The organism is Streptomyces sp. NPDC031554, from assembly GCF_055580685.1.
The window spans coordinates 56181-77908 of record NZ_JBVIKX010000014.1; the positions used below are offsets into that span (position 1 = coordinate 56181).

Annotated in this window: 19 protein-coding genes; 6 read left to right on the forward strand and 13 right to left on the reverse strand. The window is 71.5% G+C overall.

Annotated elements, in window-relative coordinates:
- Positions 1-27: 27 nt before the first annotated feature.
- Together ACZ5FU_RS29665 and ACZ5FU_RS29670 are read right to left on the reverse strand one after the other, a co-directional pair.
- Positions 28-1017: a S66 peptidase family protein gene (locus tag ACZ5FU_RS29665; RefSeq protein ID WP_451529732.1), complete on the reverse strand. Its 990-nt coding sequence runs from the start codon at positions 1015-1017 to the stop codon at positions 28-30.
- Positions 1018-1369: 352 nt separating this feature from the next.
- Positions 1370-2014 (reverse strand): dihydrofolate reductase family protein, encoded by a 645-nt coding sequence (locus ACZ5FU_RS29670; protein ID WP_469047438.1) that lies wholly within the window; start codon positions 2012-2014, stop codon positions 1370-1372.
- A gap of 321 nt (positions 2015-2335) precedes the next feature.
- On the opposite strand from ACZ5FU_RS29670, the gene ACZ5FU_RS29675 reads away from it, so the two are divergent.
- On the forward strand, positions 2336-2467 hold the full coding sequence (locus tag ACZ5FU_RS29675) for a helix-turn-helix domain-containing protein (RefSeq protein ID WP_469047440.1): 132 nt from the start codon (positions 2336-2338) through the stop codon (positions 2465-2467).
- A 62-nt stretch (positions 2468-2529) separates the two neighbouring features.
- Here ACZ5FU_RS29675 and ACZ5FU_RS29680 read toward each other — a convergent pair whose 3' ends face one another.
- Positions 2530-3303, reverse strand: a complete 774-nt coding sequence (locus tag ACZ5FU_RS29680) for an intradiol ring-cleavage dioxygenase (RefSeq protein WP_451529729.1) — start codon at positions 3301-3303, stop codon at positions 2530-2532.
- 241 nt (positions 3304-3544) lie between these two features.
- Here ACZ5FU_RS29680 and ACZ5FU_RS29685 point away from each other — a divergent pair, with 241 nt between their 5' ends.
- Together ACZ5FU_RS29685 and ACZ5FU_RS29690 are read left to right on the forward strand one after the other, a co-directional pair.
- Complete coding sequence (locus ACZ5FU_RS29685) at positions 3545-4516, forward strand: arabinan endo-1,5-alpha-L-arabinosidase (RefSeq protein WP_451529728.1); 972 nt, start codon at positions 3545-3547, stop codon at positions 4514-4516.
- Positions 4498-5934 (forward strand): family 43 glycosylhydrolase, encoded by a 1437-nt coding sequence (locus tag ACZ5FU_RS29690; RefSeq protein ID WP_468835912.1) that lies wholly within the window; start codon positions 4498-4500, stop codon positions 5932-5934. The genes ACZ5FU_RS29685 and ACZ5FU_RS29690 overlap by 19 nt, the downstream gene beginning before the upstream one ends.
- Before the next feature lie 125 nt (positions 5935-6059).
- Here the strand turns inward: ACZ5FU_RS29690 and ACZ5FU_RS29695 are convergent, their stop codons facing one another.
- The 8 genes from ACZ5FU_RS29695 to ACZ5FU_RS29730 all read right to left on the reverse strand — a co-directional run bounded on the left by ACZ5FU_RS29695 (position 6060) and on the right by ACZ5FU_RS29730 (position 16608).
- On the reverse strand, positions 6060-7754 hold the full coding sequence (locus ACZ5FU_RS29695) for a pyridoxal phosphate-dependent aminotransferase (RefSeq protein ID WP_468835908.1): 1695 nt from the start codon (positions 7752-7754) through the stop codon (positions 6060-6062).
- A 223-nt stretch (positions 7755-7977) separates the two neighbouring features.
- On the reverse strand, positions 7978-9156 hold the full coding sequence (locus tag ACZ5FU_RS29700; protein WP_469047441.1) for an aldose epimerase family protein: 1179 nt from the start codon (positions 9154-9156) through the stop codon (positions 7978-7980).
- A gap of 62 nt (positions 9157-9218) precedes the next feature.
- Positions 9219-10463: a multiple monosaccharide ABC transporter permease gene (gene mmsB, locus ACZ5FU_RS29705; RefSeq protein WP_451529724.1), complete on the reverse strand. Its 1245-nt coding sequence runs from the start codon at positions 10461-10463 to the stop codon at positions 9219-9221.
- The gene (gene mmsA / locus ACZ5FU_RS29710; RefSeq protein WP_451529723.1) at positions 10460-12010 is read right to left on the reverse strand and encodes a multiple monosaccharide ABC transporter ATP-binding protein; all 1551 of its coding nucleotides are present in this window, start codon (positions 12008-12010) and stop codon (positions 10460-10462) included. The genes mmsB and mmsA overlap by 4 nt, the downstream gene beginning before the upstream one ends.
- A 33-nt stretch (positions 12011-12043) precedes the next feature.
- Positions 12044-13150, reverse strand: coding sequence for a multiple monosaccharide ABC transporter substrate-binding protein (chvE, locus tag ACZ5FU_RS29715; RefSeq protein ID WP_451529722.1), 1107 nt, complete (start codon positions 13148-13150; stop codon positions 12044-12046).
- Between the two features lie 143 nt (positions 13151-13293).
- Positions 13294-14265, reverse strand: a complete 972-nt coding sequence (locus ACZ5FU_RS29720) for a hypothetical protein (protein WP_451529721.1) — start codon at positions 14263-14265, stop codon at positions 13294-13296.
- A gap of 181 nt (positions 14266-14446) precedes the next feature.
- The gene (locus ACZ5FU_RS29725; protein ID WP_451529720.1) at positions 14447-15451 is read right to left on the reverse strand and encodes a zinc-dependent alcohol dehydrogenase; all 1005 of its coding nucleotides are present in this window, start codon (positions 15449-15451) and stop codon (positions 14447-14449) included.
- Complete coding sequence (locus ACZ5FU_RS29730) at positions 15448-16608, reverse strand: mandelate racemase/muconate lactonizing enzyme family protein (RefSeq protein WP_451529719.1); 1161 nt, start codon at positions 16606-16608, stop codon at positions 15448-15450. The genes ACZ5FU_RS29725 and ACZ5FU_RS29730 overlap by 4 nt, the downstream gene beginning before the upstream one ends.
- Positions 16609-16889: 281 nt before the next feature.
- Between ACZ5FU_RS29730 and ACZ5FU_RS29735 the strand changes: the two genes are divergently transcribed.
- Entirely contained in the window at positions 16890-17783 is an 894-nt protein-coding gene (locus tag ACZ5FU_RS29735; RefSeq protein ID WP_451776338.1) for an SCO2400 family protein, read from the forward strand.
- A gap of 533 nt (positions 17784-18316) precedes the next feature.
- Here the strand turns inward: ACZ5FU_RS29735 and ACZ5FU_RS29740 are convergent.
- The gene (locus tag ACZ5FU_RS29740; protein ID WP_451529717.1) at positions 18317-18766 is read right to left on the reverse strand and encodes a MarR family winged helix-turn-helix transcriptional regulator; all 450 of its coding nucleotides are present in this window, start codon (positions 18764-18766) and stop codon (positions 18317-18319) included.
- 127 nt (positions 18767-18893) lie between these two features.
- On the opposite strand from ACZ5FU_RS29740, the gene ACZ5FU_RS29745 reads away from it, so the two are divergent.
- Together ACZ5FU_RS29745 and ACZ5FU_RS29750 are read left to right on the forward strand one after the other, a co-directional pair.
- Complete coding sequence (locus tag ACZ5FU_RS29745; protein WP_451529716.1) at positions 18894-19916, forward strand: NADP-dependent oxidoreductase; 1023 nt, start codon at positions 18894-18896, stop codon at positions 19914-19916.
- A 276-nt stretch (positions 19917-20192) separates the two neighbouring features.
- Positions 20193-21002, forward strand: a complete 810-nt coding sequence (locus ACZ5FU_RS29750; protein ID WP_451776341.1) for an EI24 domain-containing protein — start codon at positions 20193-20195, stop codon at positions 21000-21002.
- Between the two features lie 121 nt (positions 21003-21123).
- Here ACZ5FU_RS29750 and ACZ5FU_RS29755 read toward each other — a convergent pair whose 3' ends face one another.
- Entirely contained in the window at positions 21124-21690 is a 567-nt protein-coding gene (locus ACZ5FU_RS29755) for a TetR/AcrR family transcriptional regulator (protein ID WP_451529714.1), read from the reverse strand.
- Positions 21691-21728 lie beyond the last annotated feature (38 nt).

Genomic DNA, 21728 nt, shown 5'->3' on the forward strand with positions numbered 1-21728 from the left:
CGACCGGCGTCCGGCGTCCGGCAGGACTCAGCCTTCCGTGACCGCCGGTTCGATCAGGGACAGCGTCCGGTTGTCGGCGTCCAGGTGTGCGCGGACGCCGAGGGGCAGCGGCAGGTTCGGCGAGTGGTGACCGAAGTCGACCTGGGCGAGAACCGGGATGTCCCGCGGGCCCAGGACGTCGAGCACCACGTCGCGCAGGTCCGCGCGCCCTCCGCCGCCCTCGTGGGGCGCGACCTCGGTCGGGATGCCGACCACCATGCCCGCGATCCGGTCCAGCACCCCGGACAGCCGCAGGGTGTGCAGGTCGTTCCAGATCCGCGAGACCGGCCGCTGCAGCTCCTCCCAGAACAGCACGGCGCCATCGAACTGTTCGGCGGCGGGCGCGAACGGTGTCGCCTGCAGCAGGACCAGGCGGTTCAGCAGGCCGCCGAACAGCGGTCCCCGCGCGCTGCCCGGCCGCCAGGTCTCCCACGCCTCCCTCGCCGGCAGTGGCCCCGGCGCCTCGGCCTTGGTGAGCACACGGGTGTAGAGGTCGACGAGCTCGGAGCGACGCGCCTCGTCGCCCAGCGTGTACCAGTCGCCGCCGAAACCGTGGGTGGCGATGTCGGCGTGGAAGCCGACGAGGCCGGTCCTGGCGTGCAGCGCCATGTGCAGCAGCGAGATGTCGCTGTAGCCGATGATCGGTTTCGGGTCGGCCCGGATCGCGTCCAGATCGATCAGATCGAGATAGCCGATGGTCGCCTGTCCACCGGTGTGCGCGACGACGGCCCGCACCTGCGGGTCCCGGAGCAGGGCGTTGAGCTCGTCGGCCTGCTCCGCCGGAGTGCCCGAGGCCCACCAGCGGCTCCGCGCCGGGTCGACCATCGGGCTGACCCGCACGCGGAAACCCATCCGCTCGAGTATCGCCACACCGCGGGCGAGCAGGGGCTCCTCACCCGGCTCGAGCGGGCCCGAGGGCGCGGCGACGACCACGAGGTCACCGGGGCGCAGCGCGCGGGGCCGAAGGATCGCAGGCACGGGGCTTCCTCCTTGTTGATCGACAATGGCGGGCAACAAGGTCCGTGCCGCCGGTATTCCGCCGCACCGGCAGGAACGGGCCGGGCCCCGGGCCCCGGCCCCCAGGCTCCCGAGCCCCGGCCCCCAGGCTCCCGAGCCCCGGCCCCCAGGCTCCCGGGCCCCGGCCGGGCCCACCGGCCGCCTCCACACCGATCGCCTCCCCACGGACCGGCGGGCGGGCCGCCGACGTGCGGGTCACCGACGTGCGGGTCACCGACGGGCCGGCCACCGACGTACGGACCACCGACCGACGGGGGTACCCCGCCGCGGACGCCCCGCGCGGTGGCGGCCCGAACGCGACGGGGCCCTCGCGTCACCGTCGCCAGAACAGGTGGTGCGTCACGCCGCTCGGGCTGGGCACGACCTCCAGGTGGAACCGGTCGAGCAGCTCGTCGGGGGACTCCCACAGCCGCAGTCCGGACCCGAGCCGCACCGGCGCGACCGCCACGTGCAGGGTGTCGACGAGGTCGGCGTCGAGGAACTGCCGGACGACGGTGACGCCGCCGCCGAGCCGGACGTCCTTGCCCCGGGCCGCCTCCCGCGCCCGTTCGAGGACCGCGCCGGGTTCGCCGCCGACGAAGTGGAACGTGGTGTCGGAGAGCGTGAACGACGGACGCTCGTGGTGGGTCATGACGAACACCGGCGTGCGGAACGGCGGCTCCTCCCCCCACCAGCCGCGCCAGTCGTGGTCCTGCCAGGGCCCCCGCTGGGGCCCGAACTTGTTGCGGCCCATGATCTCGGCACCGATGTTGCGCGCGAAGTCCCGCGTGAAGTAGTCGTCGAGACCCCGGCTCCCCCCGGGATCCGTGCGCATGGGCCAGCTCGCCGTGGCCCCGGCCCAGGCGAACAGCCGCCCGGGATCGACATGGCCGAACGGTTGTTCGAGAGTCTGGTGCTCACCGGCACCGATCCCGTCGCTCGAGACGCCGAAGTTCATCACTCGCAGCAGTTGATCCACGGTTTTCCTCACCAGGTCCTGTCGCGTCGTCGTGCGGGGGGACCCCGCACACCATGACGTCGAACGGGACGCCGCCGGATCGACAGCCACCGGCGAATTCGTTCCAGGACGCGTCAGGGAGGAGCGGGCGCCGCGCACCCGTGCCCTGCCGGAAAATCCCGTGCCGGTCGGGTGCGCGTCTCTTTGACGTGTGCGCATGAGCGAGGACACGTGGACGGGAGTGCGCGAGCGGGTGCTCCGGCTGGCCGAACACCCGGAAGCGGAAAAGGTGTTCGGGGCGCGGGGGCACGGTTTCCGCCTCGGCCCGGTCATGGCGGTGGCATGCGGCAGCCGCAGATCTCCCGGATCGAGGGTGGCGGCACCGTGCCCGCCATCCCCCTCCTGCGGCGACTGGCCCGGGCCATGGACGCCGAACTGGCCATCGGGCTCACGCCGCACCACGAAGCCGCCTGACCGGTGAGGACGCGGCCCCGGACCGGGCGCCGCCGCACCCGCGGCGACGCCCGGCGCGGGGGTCAGCGTTCGACGCCCAGGGTGAGCGTCCCGGTGTAGCCCGCGGCGGGGGTGCTGCCCAGGGCGGTGAGGGTGAGCAGGCCCGAGGCGGCGCCTCCCCCGTCGTAGATGGAGTCCCGGGCGAGGGTGGTGCGGGTGACCGTGTTCGTCGAGTACGGCGAGACGCGCGCGACCGCCGTCGTGACCGTCTCGTTGAAGAAGAGCTGGCCGGTGTGGAGCTCCTGGCCACCGGTGAAGTGACCGTCGGAGGTCACGGTGACGTTCGTGTGGACCTTGACGTGGATGTGGACGCAGCGGCCCCGGTACCAGCCCGGGTAGACGGTCGTGATCGTCGCGACGCCGTTGGAGCCGGTGAGCACGCCGCCGCGCAGGAAGGTGCCGCTGTCGGGCTCGTTGTGGCCGTTGTTGCCGACGAAGCCGGAGTACTCGCCGAGCGCGTCGGCGTGCCACAGCTCGACCAGGGCGTTCGTGAGCGGCACGCAGGTGTCGTCGTCGACGACGGTGAGGGTCAGCTTCAGCGGGATGCCCGCCTTGGCCTCGGTGATGTCGGCGCGGACGTACTGTCCGTCGAGGTAGTAGGGCCCTTCGGTCATCTCCTTGGTGAGGGTGCACACGGCCGCGGCGGCCACGGGGGCGGTGTCCGGCGCGGCCGGGGCGGCCGGCGTTTTGGGGGCGGCGGCCGCGCCGACGGCCAGGGCGGCGGCGGTGGCACCGGTGGCGGCCAGGACGGTCCGGCGTCCGACGGAGGGGTGGGGTGTACCCGAGGTGTCTGTCATGAGCACGGCACCGTAGGGAGGGTTCCTGTCGGCGGGCTGTCAGTTGGGCAAAATGACGCATCGTCAAGTCGCTTGCAGGACAGGAGGATCGGTGAGCGCCGGGGGTGCGTGAGGTTTCGCAAAAGTTTCGGTGGCGACGCGGGCCATTGACGCGTGAGGGGTTCGATCCTACGGTCCCGTCCGACGACGCGACTGCCGTTCGACATCTCGGACGACGTACCCCCACTGAAGGAGCGTCCGCATGAGCCGCATCCCCCGCAGGGCCGCGCTGCTGGCCGTCCCGGCCGCAGTGATGCTCGCCCTGACCCCCACCGCCGCCTCCGCCTACCCCAACCCCGGCACGGTCACCGGGTCCACGGTCGTCCACGACCCGACGATGATCCGCACCTCCGCCGGCCGCTACCTCCTCTACGCCACGGGCGGCGGCCTGTCCCACCGCACCTCCACCGACCGCATCGCCTTCGGCGCGGGCGGCGACGCCTTCACCGTCAAGCCGGGCTGGTGGTCCTCGTACGGGGCGACCGAGGCCTGGGCGCCCGACATCTCCTACCGGGGCGGCAAGTACCTGATGTACTACGCCGTCTCCACCTTCGGCTCCAACAGGTCCGCGATCGGCCTGGCCGGTTCGGCCACCGGACTGCCCGGCTCCTGGAGCGACTACGGAACCGTCTACACCTCCGCCGCCTCCAGCGACTACAACGCCATCGACCCCAACCTCTTCGTCGACGACAACGGCAAGTGGTGGCTTTCCTTCGGCAGCTGGTGGACCGGCCTGAAGATGATCCAGATCGACCCGTCGACGGGCAAGCAGCTGTCGGGCAACACCACCCGCTACTCCCTCGCCTCCCGTCCGACCGGGACCAAGGCCGTCGAGGCGCCGTACATCGTCAAGCGCAACGGCTACTACTACCTCTTCGCCTCCTACGACACCTGCTGCGCGGGCACCGCATCCACCTACAAGGTCAAGGTCGGCCGCGCCACCGCCGTCACCGGGCCGTACTACGACAAGAACGGCGTCGCGCTCATGAACAACGGCGGCACGCCGGTCCTGGAGTCGCACGGTCGCTACATCGGTCCCGGCGGCCAGTCGATCATGAAGGACACCGACGGCGACCTGATCGTCTACCACTACTACGACGGCAACGACAACGGCACCCCCAAACTCGGCATCAACCTCCTGAACTGGAGCAGCGGATGGCCCGTCGCCTACTGACCCTGCTGGCCGCACTGCTGCTCGCGCTGGCCGTCGGGCAGCCCACCGCCAGTGCGGCCTCCTTCGCCAATCCCGTCAAGGCCCAGAAGGGCGCCGACCCCTGGATCACCTATCACGACGGCGACTACTACCTGGTGAGCACCAGTTGGACGAGCGTCATCACCGTCCGCAAGTCCGCCACCCTCGCCGGACTCGCCACCGCGCCCGGCGTCCAGGTCTGGCAGGGTGACGCGGCGAACCGCTGCTGCAACATCTGGGCCCCCGAACTGCACTTCCTCAACGGCCGCTGGTACCTCTACCACGTCGCCGGCCAGAACGTCGGCGACTACAACCCCACCCAGCGCACACACGTCCTGGAGAGCGCCGGCTCCGACCCCCTCGGCCCCTACACCTACCGCGGCCAGCTCAACTCCGCCTGGATGCTGGACCCGACGGTCGCGACGATCAACGGCCGGCTGTACCTGTTCGGCAGCGCGAGCGGCGGCGGGACGCAGAACCTCGTCGCGGCCCGCATGTCCAACCCCTACACCCTGGAGACCGGCTTCTCCACGATCTCGACGCCCACCCACTCCTGGGAGACGAGCGGGGGTTCCGTGAACGAGGGGCCGGAGATCCTCCAGCGCGGCGGACGGACCTTCCTCGTCTACTCCGCGAGCGGCTGCTGGACCCCCGACTACAAACTCGGCCAGCTCGCCCTCACCGGCGGCGACCCGCTCTCGGCGTCCTCCTGGACGAAGAAGTCGACCCCCGTCTTCCAGCGCAGCGACGCGAACGGCGTCTACGGCCCCGGCCACAACGGCTTCTTCACATCGCCCGACGGCACGGAGAGCTGGATCGTCTACCACGCCAACGACGCGGCGTCGGAAGGCTGCGACAACGGGCGTACGACCCGCGCGCAGAAGTTCACCTGGAACTCCGACGGTACGCCGAACCTCGGTACGCCGGTCCGCCTGGGCGCGAGCTGGGCGGGACCCTCCGGTGAGCCGTCGGCGGTCTCGACGACGTACACCGTGCGCAACCGCAACAGCGGGAAGTGCCTGGACGTCGCCGGGAGTTCCACCGCCGACGGGGCGAACGTGCAGCAGTACACCTGCAACGGCGGCGCGAACCAGCGGTGGCGGCTGGAGGACCAGAGTGACGACACCAGCAGGCTGGTGAACGTCGCCACCGGCAAGGTCCTGGACACCGCGGACTGCTCCACCGCCGACGGGGCCGACCTGCGGCAGTGGACGTGGCTGAACAACACGTGCCAGCGGTTCCGGTTCCTGGCGACGGACGGCGACCACGTCCGTATCGTCAACCAGGCCACCGGCAAGGTCGCCGACGTGGCGAACTGCTCGACGGCCGACGCGGCGGACGTGCGGCAGTGGACGTGGCTGAACAACACGTGCCAGCAGTGGCGGCTGACCCCGGCCTGACCCGCCCGGCGCCCCTCCCGTCCAGGGGGCTCAGCCCCCTGGACCCCGGCCCGCGCCCACCCGCCACCCCGCTCGGTGGACAAGGAGCAGCGGTCCCGGGTGTCTCGTCGCCGGGAGCGGCCGGGTCAGCCGACCTGGCCCATTCCCGCCGGGTTGGGCCAGCTCTGGGCGTTCGGCCAGCCGGTCGCCGCCGCGGGCGACAACCCGTTCGTGCCCCGCACCTGCGCGGCCGTCAGGCCACCGCGGGCCGGCACCCCCGGCGGGGTCGGCCCGCCGGGGCCGCCCATCGGCCCGGCGGCCGGTACGACCGGAGCGGCCGGTGCGACGGGCGCGGCCGTCGCCGGTGCCATCGCCGGTGCCATCGGAGGCTCCATCGCCGCCGCCGGAGCGACGGGCACGGGTATCTGCATCGGCGGCGGCACCGGAGCCATGGCGGCCGCCGCGGGCATGGGCGCCGGCACCGGAACCGACTGCGGGAACACCTGCGCCGCGGCCGGCACCGGCATCGGCACCGGAATCTGGGCGGCCGGAGCGACCGGCGCGGCCACGGGCATGGGCATCGGAGCCCCGCCTCCCGACGCCTGCGCCTGCGCCGCGAGCCCCTGCAGGCCCGCCCCGTTCGTCGCTCCCACCAGCCGGTCCACCGCCGCCGTACCGGAGCTGTAGCCGCTCCCGTTGCCCGGCTCCGGTACGACGGCTCCCCTCCTGGTCCCGTAGAGCACCTGTTCCAGGCCGGACACCAGGCGACGCACGTCCACCTGGGGGCGCACCACGAGCCGCAGGAAGCGGCTGGAGGATCCGATCTTGTTGCCGCACTCGCGCACCAGGATCCGGTGCTCGGTGAGCATCCGGTCGCGCACGACCGTCCCCTCGGCGCCCACGGGAAGGCGTACGAAGAGGAAGTTCCCCTGGGAGGGGTACACGGTCAGACCGGGCAGCGCGGAGAGCTGGCCGGCCATGTCGAGACGGTCCCGGCGTACCTGCATCAGGCTCTGCGCGTACTCGGCTCCGTGCTCCTTCAGCATGAACACCACGTGTTCGGCGAAGGAGTTGAGGTTCCACTTGGGCAGCATGGAGCGGATGCGGCCGGCCAGGGCCGGGTTGGCGACGAGGTAGCCGAAGCGGATGCCGTGCAGACCGAAGTTCTTGCCGAGGCTGCGCAGGACGATGACGTTCGGGCGCAGCATCGCCTCCTGGACCACCGAGGGTTCGGTCTCCGCGTCGGCGAACTCCAGGAACGACTCGTCGACGACGACCAGGTCCAGGTCGGCCATCGCGTCCATGAACTGCACCACGGCGTGCTTGTGCAGGAACCCGCCGTCGGGGTTGTTGGGGTTGCAGATGACGGCGACGCGGGTGCCGCGCGCGCGGATGAACTCGGCGTACTGCGCGAGGTCCAGGGCGAAGCCGCTGGACTCCTGGAGCGGGAACATGTCGACCCGCTTGCCGGTCTCCATGGGCTGGTCGGTCCAGCGGCCGAAGGTGGGGACGGGGACGGCGAGGGACTCGCGCACCAGCAGGTGGTCGATCCAGGTGATCAGCTCGGTGGAGCCGTTGCCCATCGCGACGGCCTGCGGCGGGAGCTGGAGCAGGCTGCACAGCTCGGCGGTGATCGTGTCGGCGCTGCTCGGGTAGTACGTGATGATGTCCCGCAGCCGGGCCGACATGTCGTCGAACATCTGCGGCGTGGGGAAGTACGGGTTGCAGGGGATGCAGAAGTCCACCGGGCCGCCCCCGTCGCCGCCCTCCCGCGTCAGCGCCGCCATCGACGGGCTGTGCGCGGCGGTGCTGCGGAACAACGAGGTGACGTTGTCGGCCATGGAACCTCCGTATGGGGCGGACCCGGCGGGGACGACCGGGTCCGTCGTCATGTGGGTGGCCCGCGCGGGGGAGCGCGGGCCACCTCTTCATACGGACGCCGCGGCGGCGCCGTTCAACCGTCGGGGAACCGGTCGGAGATCGTGTGCCGCCCGTGAAGGCGACGCCCGAGGAGGGGCCGCCCGGGACGGGGCGCCGGCCGGCGCGCGGCCGGCGCCCCGACGGTCAGCGGCCGAACGAGTGGACCGTCGTCGTGCGGTACGTCTGCCCGGGCCGCAGCACCGTCGAGGGGAACGACGGCTTGTTCGGCGAGTCCGGGAAGTGCTGCGTCTCCAGGCAGAGCGCGTCGCCCTGGCGGTAGACGGTGCCGCCGCTGCCGCCGCTGCCGACGAGCGTGCCGTCGAGGAAGTTGCCCGAGTAGAACTGCAGGCCGGGCTCGGTGGTGGAGATCGTCAGCGTGCGGCCCGAGGACGGGTCGTGCAGGGTGGCCACCGGCACGGGAGCCGTCGTGGTCCCCTTGTCGAGGACCCAGTTGTGGTCGAAGCCCTGGCCGTACAGGAGCTGCTGGTGGGCGACGCGGATGTCCTCGCCCACGGTCTTGGCGCGGCGGAAGTCGAAGGGGGTGCCGGCCACCCTCGCCAGCTCGCCGGTGGGGATCAGCCCCGAGTCGACGGGCGTGTAGCGGGAGCCGGCGATCTTCAGCCGGTGACCGTGGATCGAGCCGCTGTTCTCACCGGCGAGGTTCCAGTAGACGTGGCTGGTCAGGTTGACGACGGTGGCCTTGTCGGTGGTGGCCTCGTAGTCGACGCGCCAGTCGCCGTGCCGGGTGAGGGTGTAGGTGACCTTCACCCGGAGCGTGCCGGGGTAGCCCATCTCCCCGTCGGCGCTCGTGTAGTACAGGCGCAGGCCGACGTCCGAGCCCTTGGTGAACGGCTCGACGTCCCACACCCGCTTGTCGAAGCCCTGGGAACCGCCGTGCAGGGTGTTCGCGCCGTCGTTGACGTCGATCTGGTACGGCTTGCCGTCCAGGGTGAAGCGGCCCTTGCCGATCCGGTTGCCGTAGCGGCCGATCAGCGCGCCGAAGTACGGCGACTTCGCGACGTAGTCCGCGAGGTTCCCGAAGCCGAGGGAGACGTTCTCGTACCGGCCGTGCCGGTCGGGGATCTCCAGCGACTGGACGATGCCGCCGTAGGAGAGGACCTTCAGGCGGGTGCCGCCGTTGGACAGGGACCAGCTGTGCACCTTGGTGCCGTCGGCGAGCGTGCCGAACAACTTCCTCGTCGGCGTCCCACCGCCGGCGGAGTGCGCGCCACCGGTGGTGGCGTGCGCCGTTCCGCCGAGCGTGCTCGCGGCGATGCCCGCGGCCGCGGCTCCCGCGATGACCGTGCGTCGGTTCAGTTCCATGTGCGGCTCTCCCTTGATAAGGGCGGGCCCCGCCGGCTGTTCCGACGGGGCCCGAACCTGACTTACGAACCGGACTTGCGCTTGTTCCACACGTCGAACCCGACCGCTGCCAGCAGGGCGAGGCCCTTGATGACCTGTTGCCAGTCGGTGCCGACGCTCAGGAGGTTCATGCCGTTGTTCAGCACGCCGAGGACGAGACCGCCGATGATCGCGCCGAGGACGGTTCCGACACCGCCGCTCATGGACGCGCCACCGATGAACGCCGAGGCGATGGCCTCGAGTTCGTAGTTCAGGCCCGCCTTCGGAGAGGCCGCGTTCAGACGGGCGGCGACCACCAGACCCGCCAGGGCCGCGAGCACGCCCATGTTCAGGAAGACGTAGAAGGTGACCTTCTTGTCCTTGACGCCGGACAGCTTCGCGGCCGGCAGGTTGCCGCCGATCGCGTAGATGTGGCGGCCGAAGATCGAGTTGCGCATCACGTAGCCGTAGCCGACCACCAGCACGCCCAGGATGATCAGCACGATCGGCGCGCCCTTGTAGCTGGCGAGCAGCAGGGTCACGACGAGCAGCGCGGAGACGATCGCGACGAGCTTCAGCAGGAAGATGTTGCGCGGCAGGATCTCCAGCGAGAACTCCTGCTGGCGCTTGCGGTCCCGGATCTCCTGCAGGACCACGAACGCGATCAGGACGATGCCCAGCAGCAGGGTGAGGTTGTGGTAGTTGGTCTCGGGACCGGTCTCCGGCAGGAAGCCGTTGCCGATCTTCTGCAGGCCGCCGGGGAAGGGACCGAGGGTCTGCCCCTCCAGCAGGATCTCCGTGACACCGCGGAAGGTCAGCATCCCGGCGAGGGTGACGATGAACGACGGTATGCCGAGATAGGCGATGAAGAAGCCCTGGACCGATCCCGCCACGGCGCCCACGATCAGGCACAGCACCACGGCGACGGGCCAGGAGACGTCGTGCTGCACCGTCAGCACGGCCGCGAAGGCGCCGACGAACGCGGTCAGCGAGCCGACCGACAGGTCGATGTGGCCCGCGATGATGACGAGCATCATGCCGATCGCGAGGATCAGGATGTAGCTGTTCTGCAGCACCAGGTTGGAGACGTTGCGCGGCAGCAGCAGGTCGCCGTCGGTCCACACCGCGAACAGCACCACGATCAGGCCGAGGGCGATCAGCATGCCGTACTGCCGCATGTTGCGGCGCATGCCGTCCAGCATCAGCTGGAACAGGCCCCCGCCGGCCGCGCCCCCGCTCTTGCCGGGCGGCGCGGGGGCCGGGCTCTTGGCGGTCACATCCGTGCTCATCGGGTTACCTCTTTGTCCTTCGTCATCTGACGCATCAGCGATTCCTGCGTGGCCTCGGCACGCGGGAACTCACCCGTCAGCCGCCCCGCGGCCATCGTGTAGATGCGGTCGCACATGCCGAGCAGCTCCGGCAGCTCGGAGGAGATGAAGACGACCGCCTTGCCCTCGGCGGCCAGCTTGTCGATGACCGTGTAGATCTCGTACTTGGCACCCACGTCGATACCGCGCGTGGGCTCGTCCAGGATCAGCACGTCGGGCCCCGCGAAGATCCACTTGCTCAGGACGACCTTCTGCTGGTTGCCGCCCGACAGCTTGCCCACCGGCTCGAAGACGGTCGGCGCCTTGATGTTCATGGACGTGCGGTACCGCTCGGCGACCTGCCGCTCCTCGTGCTCGTCGACCACACCGCGCTTGGCGACCTTGCCCAGCGCGCTGAGCGAGATGTTGCGGTTGATGGTGTCGATGAGGTTGAGGCCGTAGTGCTTGCGGTCCTCGGTGACGTACGCGATCCCGTGCCTGACCGCCTCGGGGACGGTCTTGGTGCGGATCTCCGTGCCGTCCTTGAGGACCGTGCCGGCGGCGTGCCGGCCGTACGTCCGCCCGAAGACGCTCATCGCGAGTTCGGTGCGGCCGGCGCCCATCAGGCCCGCGATGCCGACGATCTCCCCGCGCCGCACGTGGATCGACACGTCGTCGACCACCTTGCGCTGCTGGTCGATCGGGTGGTGCACGGTCCAGTTGCGGATCTCCAGGGCCGGGGCCGCGCCCTGCTCCGCCTCGTGCGGGGTCCGCTCGGGGAAGCGGTGGTCCAGGTCGCGGCCCACCATGCCGGAGATGATCCGGTCCTCGGTGGTGTCGGCGGCCTTCACGTCGAGGGTCTCGATGGACCGCCCGTCGCGGATGATCGTCACCGAGTCGGCGACCTTGCGGATCTCGTTCAGCTTGTGGGAGATGATGATCGAGGTGATGCCCTGCTTCTTCAACTCCAGTATCAAGTCGAGGAGTTTGCCGCTGTCCTCGTCGTTGAGGGCCGCGGTCGGCTCGTCGAGGATGAGCAGCTTCACCTTCTTCGACAGCGCCTTCGCGATCTCCACCAGCTGCTGCTTGCCCACGCCGATGTCGGAGACGCGGGTCTCGGGGTGATCGCTCAGACCGACCCGGCGCAGCAGCTCGGAGGCGTGCCGCAGGGTCTGGTTCCAGTCGATCAGCCCGCGCTTGGCGTGCTCGTTGCCGAGGAAGATGTTCTCCGCCAGCGACAGGAACGGCACCAGTGCCAGCTCCTGGTGGATGATCACGATGCCGTGCTGCTCGCTCGCCCGGATGTCCTTGAAGTGGCAGACCTCTCCCTCGAAGAGGATCTCGCCCTCGTAACTGCCGTGCGGATGGACGCCGGAGAGCACCTTCATCAAGGTGGACTTGCCGGCGCCGTTCTCCCCGCAGATGGCGTGGACCTCGCCCTGCCGGACGGTCAGTGAGACGTCCGACAGCGCCTTGACGCCGGGAAAGGTCTTGACGATCGAGCGCATTTCCAGGACGGGTCCCGCCATGGTCGTGCCTTCCAATCCTTGAGGGGGCGGGGGCTACTTGAGCTGGTCGGCCGTGTAGTAGCCGCCGTCGACCAGGACCTTCTGGTAGTTGCCCTTGTCCACGCTGACCGGCTCCAGCAGGTAGGCCGGGACGACCTTCGCGCCGTTGTCGTAGGTCTTGGTGTCGTTGACCTCGGGCTCCTTGTCGTTCAGGACCGCGTCGACCATGTTGGAGGCGACCTTGGCCAGCTCGCGCAGGTCCTTGTAGACGGTCTGCGTCTGGTCGCCGGCGATGATCGACTTCACCGAGGCCAGCTCGGCGTCCTGGCCGGTGAGGACCGGCAGCGGCTTGTTCGCGGAACCGTAGTTGTCCGACTTCAGCGCCGACAGGATGCCGATGGAGATGCCGTCGTACGGCGACAGGACCGCGTCGACCTTCTCGCTCTTGTACGACTTGGTCAGGATGTCGTCCATGCGGCGCTGGGCGGTGGCGCCGTCCCAGCGCAGGGTGGTCACCTGGGTGAGCTGGGTCTGGCCCGACCGCACCACGAGCTTCTTGCTGTCGATGTACGGCTGGAGCACGCTCATCGCGCCGTTGAAGAAGTACTTGGTGTTGTTGTCGTCGTTGGAGCCGGCGAACAGCTCGATGTTGAAGGGGCCCTTGCCGCTCTTCAGGCCGAGCTTGTCGACGATGTAGTTCGCCTGCAGCTCGCCGACCTTGGAGTTGTCGAAGGAGGCGTAGTAGCTGACGTTCTCGCTGCCGAGGATCAGGCGGTCGTAGGAGATGACCGGGATGTCCGCGTCCTTGGCCTGCTGGAGAACGTTGTCGAGCGACTTGTTGTCGATCGCCGCGACGATCAGCGCCTTGACGCCCTGCGCGATCAGGTTCTCGATCTGCGAGACCTGCTGGTCGGGCTTGTCCTCGCCGTAGACCAGCTTGGTCTTGTAGCCCTTGGCCTGGAGGTCCTTCTCGACGTTCTTGCCGTCGGAGATCCAGCGCTCGGAGGACTTGGTCGGCATCGCGATGCCGATCGTGCCGCCCTTGCTGTCACCCTTGTTCTCCTCGCTGCCGCCCTCGCCGCTCTGGCCGCAGGCGGACAGGGTCAGTGCGAGGGAGGCGGCGCCGGCGACGGCGGCGAGTGCGGCTCTGCGGTTACCCATGATCATCATCCTTGATGTGTGTGCAGGGTTCGTTCGGTCTCGCGGTGCGACGGCGCTCCCGGCGGTTTCTCCGAAGACCGAGGAGAGGTGTGTGGGATTCTGCGCGCCTGTGTCGTCTTCTGTGAAGCAGGGTTTCCGTAACGTTATGACTGGATGTCGAACCTGCTGAGTTCGCCGGGCAGTCGGGAGCCGAGCGGGGCCATGTGACCGTCCGCCCCGTGCCGCGCGAGCAGGTCGAGGGCCAGCCGGCCGCGCCGCACCCGCTCGCGCGCCGTGGACAGCGTCACTTCGCGCAGGTGGTGGCCGTACGGGTAGATGGCGGGGGCCTTGGAGAGGCCGAACTTCAGGTACAGCGGTGCGCCGCGCCGGATCAGCTCGGCGACCTCGTACATCCGGACGTACCCGCCGAGATCGTCGGGGGCCTCGATGTACATGTCCATGGGAGCGGCCGACACCCGTCGGATCTCCGTGAGGTGATCGAGCGTCAGGTCGCTGGGCACGTTGACCGAGTCGGCGCCCAGCCGCTCGTAGACCGCGTAGGCGGCCGGGTTGACGGGGCCGATCAGCGCCGAGACCTTGAGCGTGGTGTCGGCCGGGATGAGGCCGGTCGCCCGCGCCCGGTGCAGCGTCCACAGCACGCCCTCGTCGGCGACGAGAAGGCACTTCACGCCCAGCTCCGTGGCCCGCACGGCGTCTTCGACGCATCCGGCGACCGCGTCGTGGCCGCGGGCCCGCAGGCCCCCGCCGCGCGAGTCGGTGCGCGTCGAGCCGCCGATGTCCCACGTGCCGCGCGGCCCGGTGAACAGGCACAGCTCGATGTCGCGCTCGTTCGTCGCGTCGACCATCTCGGTGATCTCGGCGTCGGTCAGCATCCACACGCCGCTGCCCTGGCTGATCCGGTGGATCGGCACGTCGAGCCGCGAGGCCTCCTTCAGGACGACGCCCAGCGCCTCGGGGCCCTCGCACGAGGGGATCTCGGTGCGCCAGCGGCCGCCGCCCGGGAAGGAGTGGGTGGAGGTGTCGGCGGGGTCCGGGGCGGGCGCGCCCAGGCCGAGCGCGGTGAGCACCTGCTCACCGGGTCGACGGGCGGCCGTAGCGGAGGCGTCGGTCGTCACAAGCTGTCCTTCGTGTTCGGTATGTCGGACGAGGTTCGCGGCTCAAGGTGTGGGGGGCGGGGGTGCACGCCGGTGCGCGGGCCGTCAGGTCGCCCGCGCACCGGCGTGCGGCTGGGGTACTCCGTCCGGACCGGGTGCGGTGCCAGGACCCGCGAGCCCGGCCCGGCCCGGACGGGAGGCGCTAGGGGCGGAGCAGCACCTTGCCCACCTTCGGGTCGCCGGAGCCGACCAGCCCGATCGCCTCGGAGAACTCGGCGAGCGGCAGCTCGTGCGTGACCAGCGGCAGCGGATCGAGCAGTCCGGCCCCGAACACCCGGACCGTGTGCGACCAGGCGTCGGGCGGCGCACCGAAGACGGTGTGCACCTCCAGCTGCCGCACGACCAGATCCGTCGGGTCCAGGCCGTCGGCGCCCGGAGCGGGGATGCCCGTCAGGACGAGCCGGCCGCCGCGCCGCAGCAGGGCGGCGGCGGTGCGGGCGGCCGAGGCGGAGCCGGCGGTCTCGATCACCACGTCGAAGTCGTCCGGCAGCTGCTGGTCCCTGGTGCGGAAGTCGGTGGCGCCGAACCGCCGGGACAGCGCCTCCCGGTCGTCGCGGGTGCCGACGACCAGCAGCTCGGCCGGCGAGCCCGCCCGCAGGAACTGCACGGCGAACATGCCCAGCGTCCCGGTGCCGACCACGGCGACCCGCTCGCCCGGCAGGGCGCGCGCCTTGATCGCGGCGGCCGCGATGCAGGCGGCCGGCTCCAGCAGGGCCGCCGCCGTGAGGTCGGCGTCCTGGGCCAGCACGTGCAGCAGCCGGGCCGGCAGGGTCAGCGTGGCCGCCATCGCGCCCGGCTGGGTGAAACCGGTCTCCTCGTACCCGTCCGAGCACAGCGTCGTCTCACCCGCGTGGCAGCGGTCGCACACCTGGCAGTTGCGGAACCCCTCTCCGACCACCTTGCGGCCGACGAGCGAGACCGGCACTCCGGCGCCCACCGCCTCGACCGTCCCGGACCACTCGTGGCCGGGCGTGAGCGGGTAACGGACGTAGCCCTCGGGCCGGTTGCCCTGGTACACCTCGCGGTCGCTGCCGCAGATGCCCACGGCGTGCACCCGCACCAGCGCCTCGCCGGGCTCGGGCGGGCGGGGCGTGTGCGCGGCGAGCCGGTGCTCGCCGGGCGCCTCGACGACGACGGCGGTGCTCACTGCCCGGTGCCCTTCGGCTTGCGCTGCTCCCAGCCGTCGGCCCACAGGTCGAAGCGGGCCTGCTGCTGGGGGAACTCGGCGGCGGCGTCCACGTCCAGCTCGACCCCGAGACCGGGGGCGTCGGAGAGGTGGAAGTAGCCGTCGACGACCTGCGGGGCTCCCTTGACGACCTTCTTGATCTCCGAGTCCGCGAAGTCGTTGAAGTGCTCGAGGACCTTGAAGTTCGGGGAGCTGAAGCCGACCTGGAGGGAGGCCGCGGTCAGGACGGGCCCGCCGACGTTGTGCGGGGCGACCAGCATGTAGTGGGTCTCGGCGGTCGCGGCGAGCTTGCGCGTCTCCCAGATGCCGCCGATGTGGCCGACGTCGGGCTGGATGATGTCGACCGCCTGGCTCTCGAACAGCTCGCGGAACTCGATCCGGTCGTGGATGCGCTCACCGGTGGCCATGGGGATGTCCACCTTGGCGGCGACCTTCTCCAGCGCCTTGAGGTTCTCCGGCGGGACCGGCTCCTCCAGCCAGGCCGGCTTGAAGGGCGCCAGCTCGTTCGCCAGCCGGACCGCGGTCGACGGCGAGAACCGGCCGTGCATCTCCAGCATCAGCTCCGCGTCCGGCCCGATGGCGTCGCGCACGGCCTCGATGAGGGAGACGGCGTACAGGGTCTGCGCGTGGTCCAGCTCGAAGTGCCCGGTGCCGAAGGGGTCGATCTTCAGCGCCTTGTACCCGCGCTCCATGACCTGCTGGGCGGCCTTGTGGTACGCCTCCGGCGTGCGCTCGGTGGTGTACCAGCCGTTGGCGTACGCCTTGACCTTGTCGGTGACCTTGCCGCCGAGCAGCTGCCAGACGGGGACGCCGAGGGCCTTGCCCTTGATGTCCCAGCACGCCATCTCGACGACGGCGATGCCGGACATCACGATCTCGCCCGCCCGGCCGTAGTCGCCGTACTTCATGCGGCGCACGAGGTCCTCGACAGCGAACGGGTCGGAGCCGAGAATGTGGTTGGCCTCGGCTTCCTTCAGATAGCCGAGCAGCGCGTCGGTGTGGCCCAGCATGCGGGTCTCACCCACACCCGTGATGCCCTCGTCGGTGTGCACCTGCACGTAGGTCAGGTTGCGCCAAGGCGTCCCCACCACGTGGGTGCTGATTCCGGTGATGCGCACGGAGATTGCCCTTCAGCTGTTCGAGATTTCGTCACACGTTCGAAATGCTGGCGTGACAGTAAGGACGGTGTGAGGGGGGTGTCAATGGGGTGGACGCAGACAGGTTTCGACAGTTTCGGACGGGGCTTTCGATTGCGGGGCGAGGCGGGGCGAGGCGGACGGCCGCGGTCCGGTCGCGGGTGATAGCTCAAGGTAGCCGCACCGGAACAGTCGGTTTCCCACACAACTTTCACAGGCGGCCCTAGGAACGTCACGCTCCGGGAACTTAGTCTTCCCGCGTCATGGATTACTGCCACCCGTGCCGTCGGCACCTCAACGGCGCCCTCGCCTGCCCGGGGTGCGGCACCCCCGCCGACCGGTCGTCCACACGGCGTCGGGAGGCCCACGAGCCGGAGCCCCACGCCCCTGACTCCGCTCAGGAACCCGTGCGGCAGGAGCGTGCTCCCGCCGCGGACCGGGGCGCACCCGAGACCGCCGAGCCCTCCGGGACCGGCGTCGGCCCCCAGGCCTCCGGGTCCGGGTCCGGGCCCGGCGTCGAGCCCGACGCCGAGGACGGCTCCGCGCTCCCCGCCGGCGGTCGCGCCGCCCGCCGCCGTGAGCAGGGCCGCGGCCGGGGCGGCGGGGAACGCGGACCGGCCGGCGAGGGCCCCGCCGGGAGCGAGGCGAGCCGTCGCGATCGCAAGGCCGCCGCGCACCGCCGTCGCCGTCGCCGCACCCTCCTCCTCGCCGCCGGTCTCCTGCTCGCCGCGGGTGGCCTGAGCCTGGCCGAACTCGGCATCGACGCACCGGGGTTCGGCTCCTCCTCGAACCCGGCGGCGGCGGGCGGGGAGTCCTCGCCGATCGAGTCCGAGGAGTCGCCGGACGTCACGGCCGAGCCCGTCGGCGCCACGAAGGGGGAGGGTGGGGCGACGGCCTCCCCGGACTCGTCGGCCTCGGCCTCGGATTCCGCCTCGCCGTCACCGTCGGCGTCGGCGTCGCCCAGCGAGTCGGAGACGGCCCCGGACGGCACGGACCCGGACCCGCAGACGGCCCCCGCCCCCGGCACGCCCCCCGCGGCCTCCACCCCGGCGGACCCCGACCCCGGCACCCCCTCGGCCGACCCGACCACCTCCGGCCCGGAACCGCAACCGTCACCGTCGGAAACGTGCAACCGGTTCCTGTGGTGGTGCACCTAGGGCCACGCCGCGGACGCGGGTCCCGGCATGCGCTCCCACGTCCCACGGAGGAAGCGCCTCCGGCGGTGTCGCCCGTCGGTCGCCCGCCCCCGGCCGCGCTCGGCCGAGCGTGCGGGGCACCCGACGCGTCGGGCGCCCTCCTCGGCCCCGCGGCCGCACCGGCCGACCCCGCCGACCCGAGCCGCACGGCACCGCCGGCCTCCTGAGGGCTGATCCCGACGACGGGCCCTGGCGGCACCGGCTCCCGCGGGGCCTGCCGCCGCTTTGCGGCGCGGCCCGGTGACCGACGGCACGGCCGGCCCGGCGGCCTGGGGCTGAGGCGGTCCGGGGCGAAGGAGGTCCGGCGGGAGGTCCGGGGCGACGGCGAGGGCCCGCTCCGGTCCGGAGTGCGCCGCTGACGCGACGGCGGACTCTCCGCCCCGTGGCGTCGTCCGGTGCGGGAGGTGTCCGGTGCGGGAGGGTCCGGCCGTCCGGCCCCGGCGGGCGGCGTCGGCCACCCGCCCCGGCGGACGGCGCCCGGCCCCGCCCGCCGCCTACCGGCCCTCGTCCGCTCCCAGCATCCGGCGCAACAGGCCCCGCAGCGCCAGCTGTTCCTCCTCGGCCAGCTCGGCGAGCGGCTCGCGGGCGAACCGCAGGGTCTCCCGCAGGTCCTTGGCCGTCCGGCGCCCCTCGTCCGTCACCGCGGCCAGCTTCACCCGGCGGTCGGCCGGGTCGGGCCGGCGTTCCACCAGCCCGCGAGCCTCCAGGCGGTCGACGATGCCCGTCACGTTGGACGGCTCGCACTTCAGCTTCACCGCCAGCTTCCGCATCGGCAGCGGCTCCAGGGAGAGCAGGCTGAGCAGCCGGGCCTGCGCGCCGGTGAGGGAGTGCCCGGCGGCGGCCTCCTCGTAGTCCTGGTGGAAACGCGCCACGACCTCGCCGATCAGCTCGACGACCTCCAGGGTGAGGGGGTCGGGCCGACGGGTTCTCCGAGGTGTGGACATGACGCTCAGGGTACCCGCTTACTTGACATCATGAAATATCCAGGCGCATGGTTGTTTCAGTTACTGAAGTATTTGCGCCGCGGCACCCGCAGCACACGCGCCGCACCGGCACACAAGGAAGGGCCTCATGTCCGACACCCCCGCGCTCCCGTCCGTCAGCCGCGAATGGCGTCTGCTCAGCCGTCCCGTCGGCTGGCCCAAGGCCGAGGACTTCGAGCTGGCCGAGGCGGAGATCCGGCAGCCCGGTCCCGGCGAGGTGCTCGTCCGCAACGCGTACCTCTCCGTCGACCCGTACATGCGCGGCCGGATGAGCGCCGCCAAGTCCTACACGGCCCCCTACGAGCTGGGGAAGGCCATGCAGGGCGGCGCGGTCGGCGAGGTCGTCGCCTCGCAGGCCGAGGGCGTCGCCGTGGGCGACCACGTGCTGCACTTCGGCGGCTGGCGCGAGTACGCCACGGTCAACGCCGCGCAGGCCGTCAAGGTCGACCCCGAGGCCGCCCCGCTCTCCACCTACCTGGGCGTCCTCGGCATGACCGGCCTCACCGCCTACGCCGGCCTGCTGCGCACCGCCGCCCTCAAGGAGGGCGACGTCGTCTTCGTCTCCGGCGCGGCCGGCGCGGTCGGCAGCCAGGTCGGCCAGATCGCCAAGCTCAAGGGCGCCTCGCGGGTGATCGGCTCGGCCGGCTCCGACGAGAAGGTCAAGCTCCTGGTCGAGGAGTACGGCTTCGACGCGGCGTTCAACTACAAGAACGGCTCCGTGGCCGAGCAGCTGCGCGAGGCCGCCCCGGACGGCATCGACGTCTACTTCGACAACGTCGGCGGCGACCACCTGGAGGCCGCGATCGGCTCCCTGAACCAGGGCGGACGCATCGCCGTCTGCGGCATGATCTCGCTCTACAACAACACCGAGCCCGCCCCCGGCCCGCGCAACCTCGTCCGCCTCATCCAGACCCGCGGCCGCATCGAGGGCTTCCTCGTCGGCGACCACTACGACCTCCAGCCCCAGTTCGTCCAGGAGGTCGGCCCCTGGGTCGCCTCGGGCGCCCTGAAGCACCGCGAGACGGTCGTCGAGGGCATCGAGAACAACCTGGAGGCGTTCTTCGGAGTGCTCCGGGGCGACAACACGGGCAAGATGATCGTCAAGCTGTAACCGCCCGCCCGCCCGCCCGCCGCGGCCCTGAGCCCGGTCGGGCGGCGGGAGGCCGGACGCGAGGGCGGGCGCGGGTGTTTCCGCCCTCGCCCCGGAGCCCGCGGCCCGGTCCGGCCGAGCGGTGGCCCGCGGCCCGGCCGGACGGCGGGCGTACGCGGACCCGCGGCGGGGTCCCGGGCGGGCACGCCGGCCGTCCCGCACGGCCTCCCGGCGAGGCGCCCGGCGTGCGGTCCCGGCGGCTCGGATGTCATGCCCGCGCCCCGATAGAATTCGGCCATGCGCGATCTTGGGGTGGGATTCGGATACCTCCTGAAGGGCCACCGCTGGGTGGCCCGGCACGGGAAGCAGTACGGGTTCGGGCTCGTGCCCGGCCTGATCACGCTCGTCCTGTACGCGGGCGCGCTGGTGGCGCTCGGCGTGTGGGGCGAGGACTTCGTGGGCTGGGCGACTCCCTTCGCCGACGACTGGTCGAGCCCCTGGGGCGGACTGTTCCGCGGGTTCCTGACGGCCGTGCTGTTCGCGCTCGGCCTGCTGCTCGCCGTGGTGACCTTCACCGCGGTCACGCTGCTGATCGGCCAGCCCTTCTACGAGAGCCTCTCCGAGCGGGTCGACCGCGACGTCTCGCCCGACGGCTCGGCCCCGGTGTCCGGACTGCCGCTCTGGCGCGAGCTGTGGATCTCGGCCCGCGACAGCCTGCGGATCCTGCTGCGCGCGCTGCTGTGGGGCGTGCTGCTCTTCGCGCTCGGCTTCGTCCCGTTCCTCGGCCAGACCGTCGTGCCGGTGATCGGCCTCTTCGTCACCGGCTTCTTCCTGACCGAGGAACTGACGTCCGTCGCCCTCCAGCGCCGGACCGTCGACGTCCGCTCCCGGCTGGTCCTGCTCCGCTCCCGCCGGACCCTCGTCTGGGGCTTCGGCACGCCCCTCGCGCTCGCGTTCCTGGTCCCCCTCGTCGCGGTGTTCCTGATGCCGGGTGCGGTGGCGGGCGCGACGCTCATGGCGCGGGACCTGATGGGCGAGGAGACCGTGGGCGACGACGAGACGGAGGAGCCGGACACCACCGTGCAGCCGCCGCAGCGGCCGTACTGACCGACCGCCCGACCGCCCGACCGCCCGACCGCCCGACCGCCCGACCGCCCGACCGCCCGACCGCCCGACCGCCCGCCCGACCGCCCGCCCGACCGCCCCCGGGCACCCGGCCCGTCGGCCGTCAGTCCACGTCCTCGCCCAGCAGGCGCAGGAAGTCGCGGAAGGCGCCCGGCATGTCCACCGACTCCGGGTCCAAGAGCCACTGGTACTGGAGGCCGTCCATCACCGCCACCAGCAGTGGAGCGGTCCGCTCCGGGGTGAGGCCGTTGGGCAGGCGGTCGCCGTACTCGGCGCGCAGGACCGCCGCCGTGTTCGCCCGCACCTGCCGGTACCGGTCGGTGAAGTACGTCCGCGCCGGATGCCCCTCGGTGACGCTCTCGCCGAGGAGCGCGGAGAAGGTCTGGATGATGCCGGGCCGCATCGCGTTGTACTCGACCAGCGAGCACAGCAGGTCGATCCGCCACCGGGTGTGCGGCATCGCGTCCCACTGGTCGCGTTCCTCCAGCACCGCGACCAGCAGCGCGTCCTTCGTGGGGAAGTGGTGCAGCAGCCCCTGCTGGGTCAGCCCGACCCGCTCGGCCACCGCCGCCAGGCTCGCGCCCCGGTAGCCGCGTTCGGCGATCACCTCCAGGGCCGCCCGCACGATCTTGGCGCGCCGCTCCTCGCTCCTGGTCGTCCTGGCGTTCATGCCGGCCACCGTACGGCATCGACACCCGCGAATGTAAC

Bases quoted from the DNA above. Each gene is read 5' to 3' on its own strand.
- ACZ5FU_RS29675 (WP_469047440.1), top strand. From the start codon at position 2,336: ATGCGGCAGCCGCAGATCTCCCGGATCGAGGGTGGCGGCACCGTGCCC.
- ACZ5FU_RS29680 (WP_451529729.1), bottom strand. From the start codon at position 3,303: ATGACAGACACCTCGGGTACACCCCACCCCTCCGTCGGACGCCGGACC.
- ACZ5FU_RS29685 (WP_451529728.1), top strand. From the start codon at position 3,545: ATGAGCCGCATCCCCCGCAGGGCCGCGCTGCTGGCCGTCCCGGCCGCA.
- ACZ5FU_RS29690 (WP_468835912.1), top strand. From the start codon at position 4,498: ATGGCCCGTCGCCTACTGACCCTGCTGGCCGCACTGCTGCTCGCGCTG.
- ACZ5FU_RS29695 (WP_468835908.1), bottom strand. From the start codon at position 7,754: ATGGCCGACAACGTCACCTCGTTGTTCCGCAGCACCGCCGCGCACAGC.
- ACZ5FU_RS29700 (WP_469047441.1), bottom strand. From the start codon at position 9,156: ATGGAACTGAACCGACGCACGGTCATCGCGGGAGCCGCGGCCGCGGGC.
- mmsB (WP_451529724.1), bottom strand. From the start codon at position 10,463: ATGAGCACGGATGTGACCGCCAAGAGCCCGGCCCCCGCGCCGCCCGGC.
- mmsA (WP_451529723.1), bottom strand. From the start codon at position 12,010: ATGGCGGGACCCGTCCTGGAAATGCGCTCGATCGTCAAGACCTTTCCC.
- chvE (WP_451529722.1), bottom strand. From the start codon at position 13,150: ATGGGTAACCGCAGAGCCGCACTCGCCGCCGTCGCCGGCGCCGCCTCC.
- ACZ5FU_RS29735 (WP_451776338.1), top strand. From the start codon at position 16,890: ATGGATTACTGCCACCCGTGCCGTCGGCACCTCAACGGCGCCCTCGCC.
- ACZ5FU_RS29740 (WP_451529717.1), bottom strand. From the start codon at position 18,766: ATGTCCACACCTCGGAGAACCCGTCGGCCCGACCCCCTCACCCTGGAG.
- ACZ5FU_RS29745 (WP_451529716.1), top strand. From the start codon at position 18,894: ATGTCCGACACCCCCGCGCTCCCGTCCGTCAGCCGCGAATGGCGTCTG.
- ACZ5FU_RS29750 (WP_451776341.1), top strand. From the start codon at position 20,193: ATGCGCGATCTTGGGGTGGGATTCGGATACCTCCTGAAGGGCCACCGC.
- ACZ5FU_RS29755 (WP_451529714.1), bottom strand. From the start codon at position 21,690: ATGAACGCCAGGACGACCAGGAGCGAGGAGCGGCGCGCCAAGATCGTG.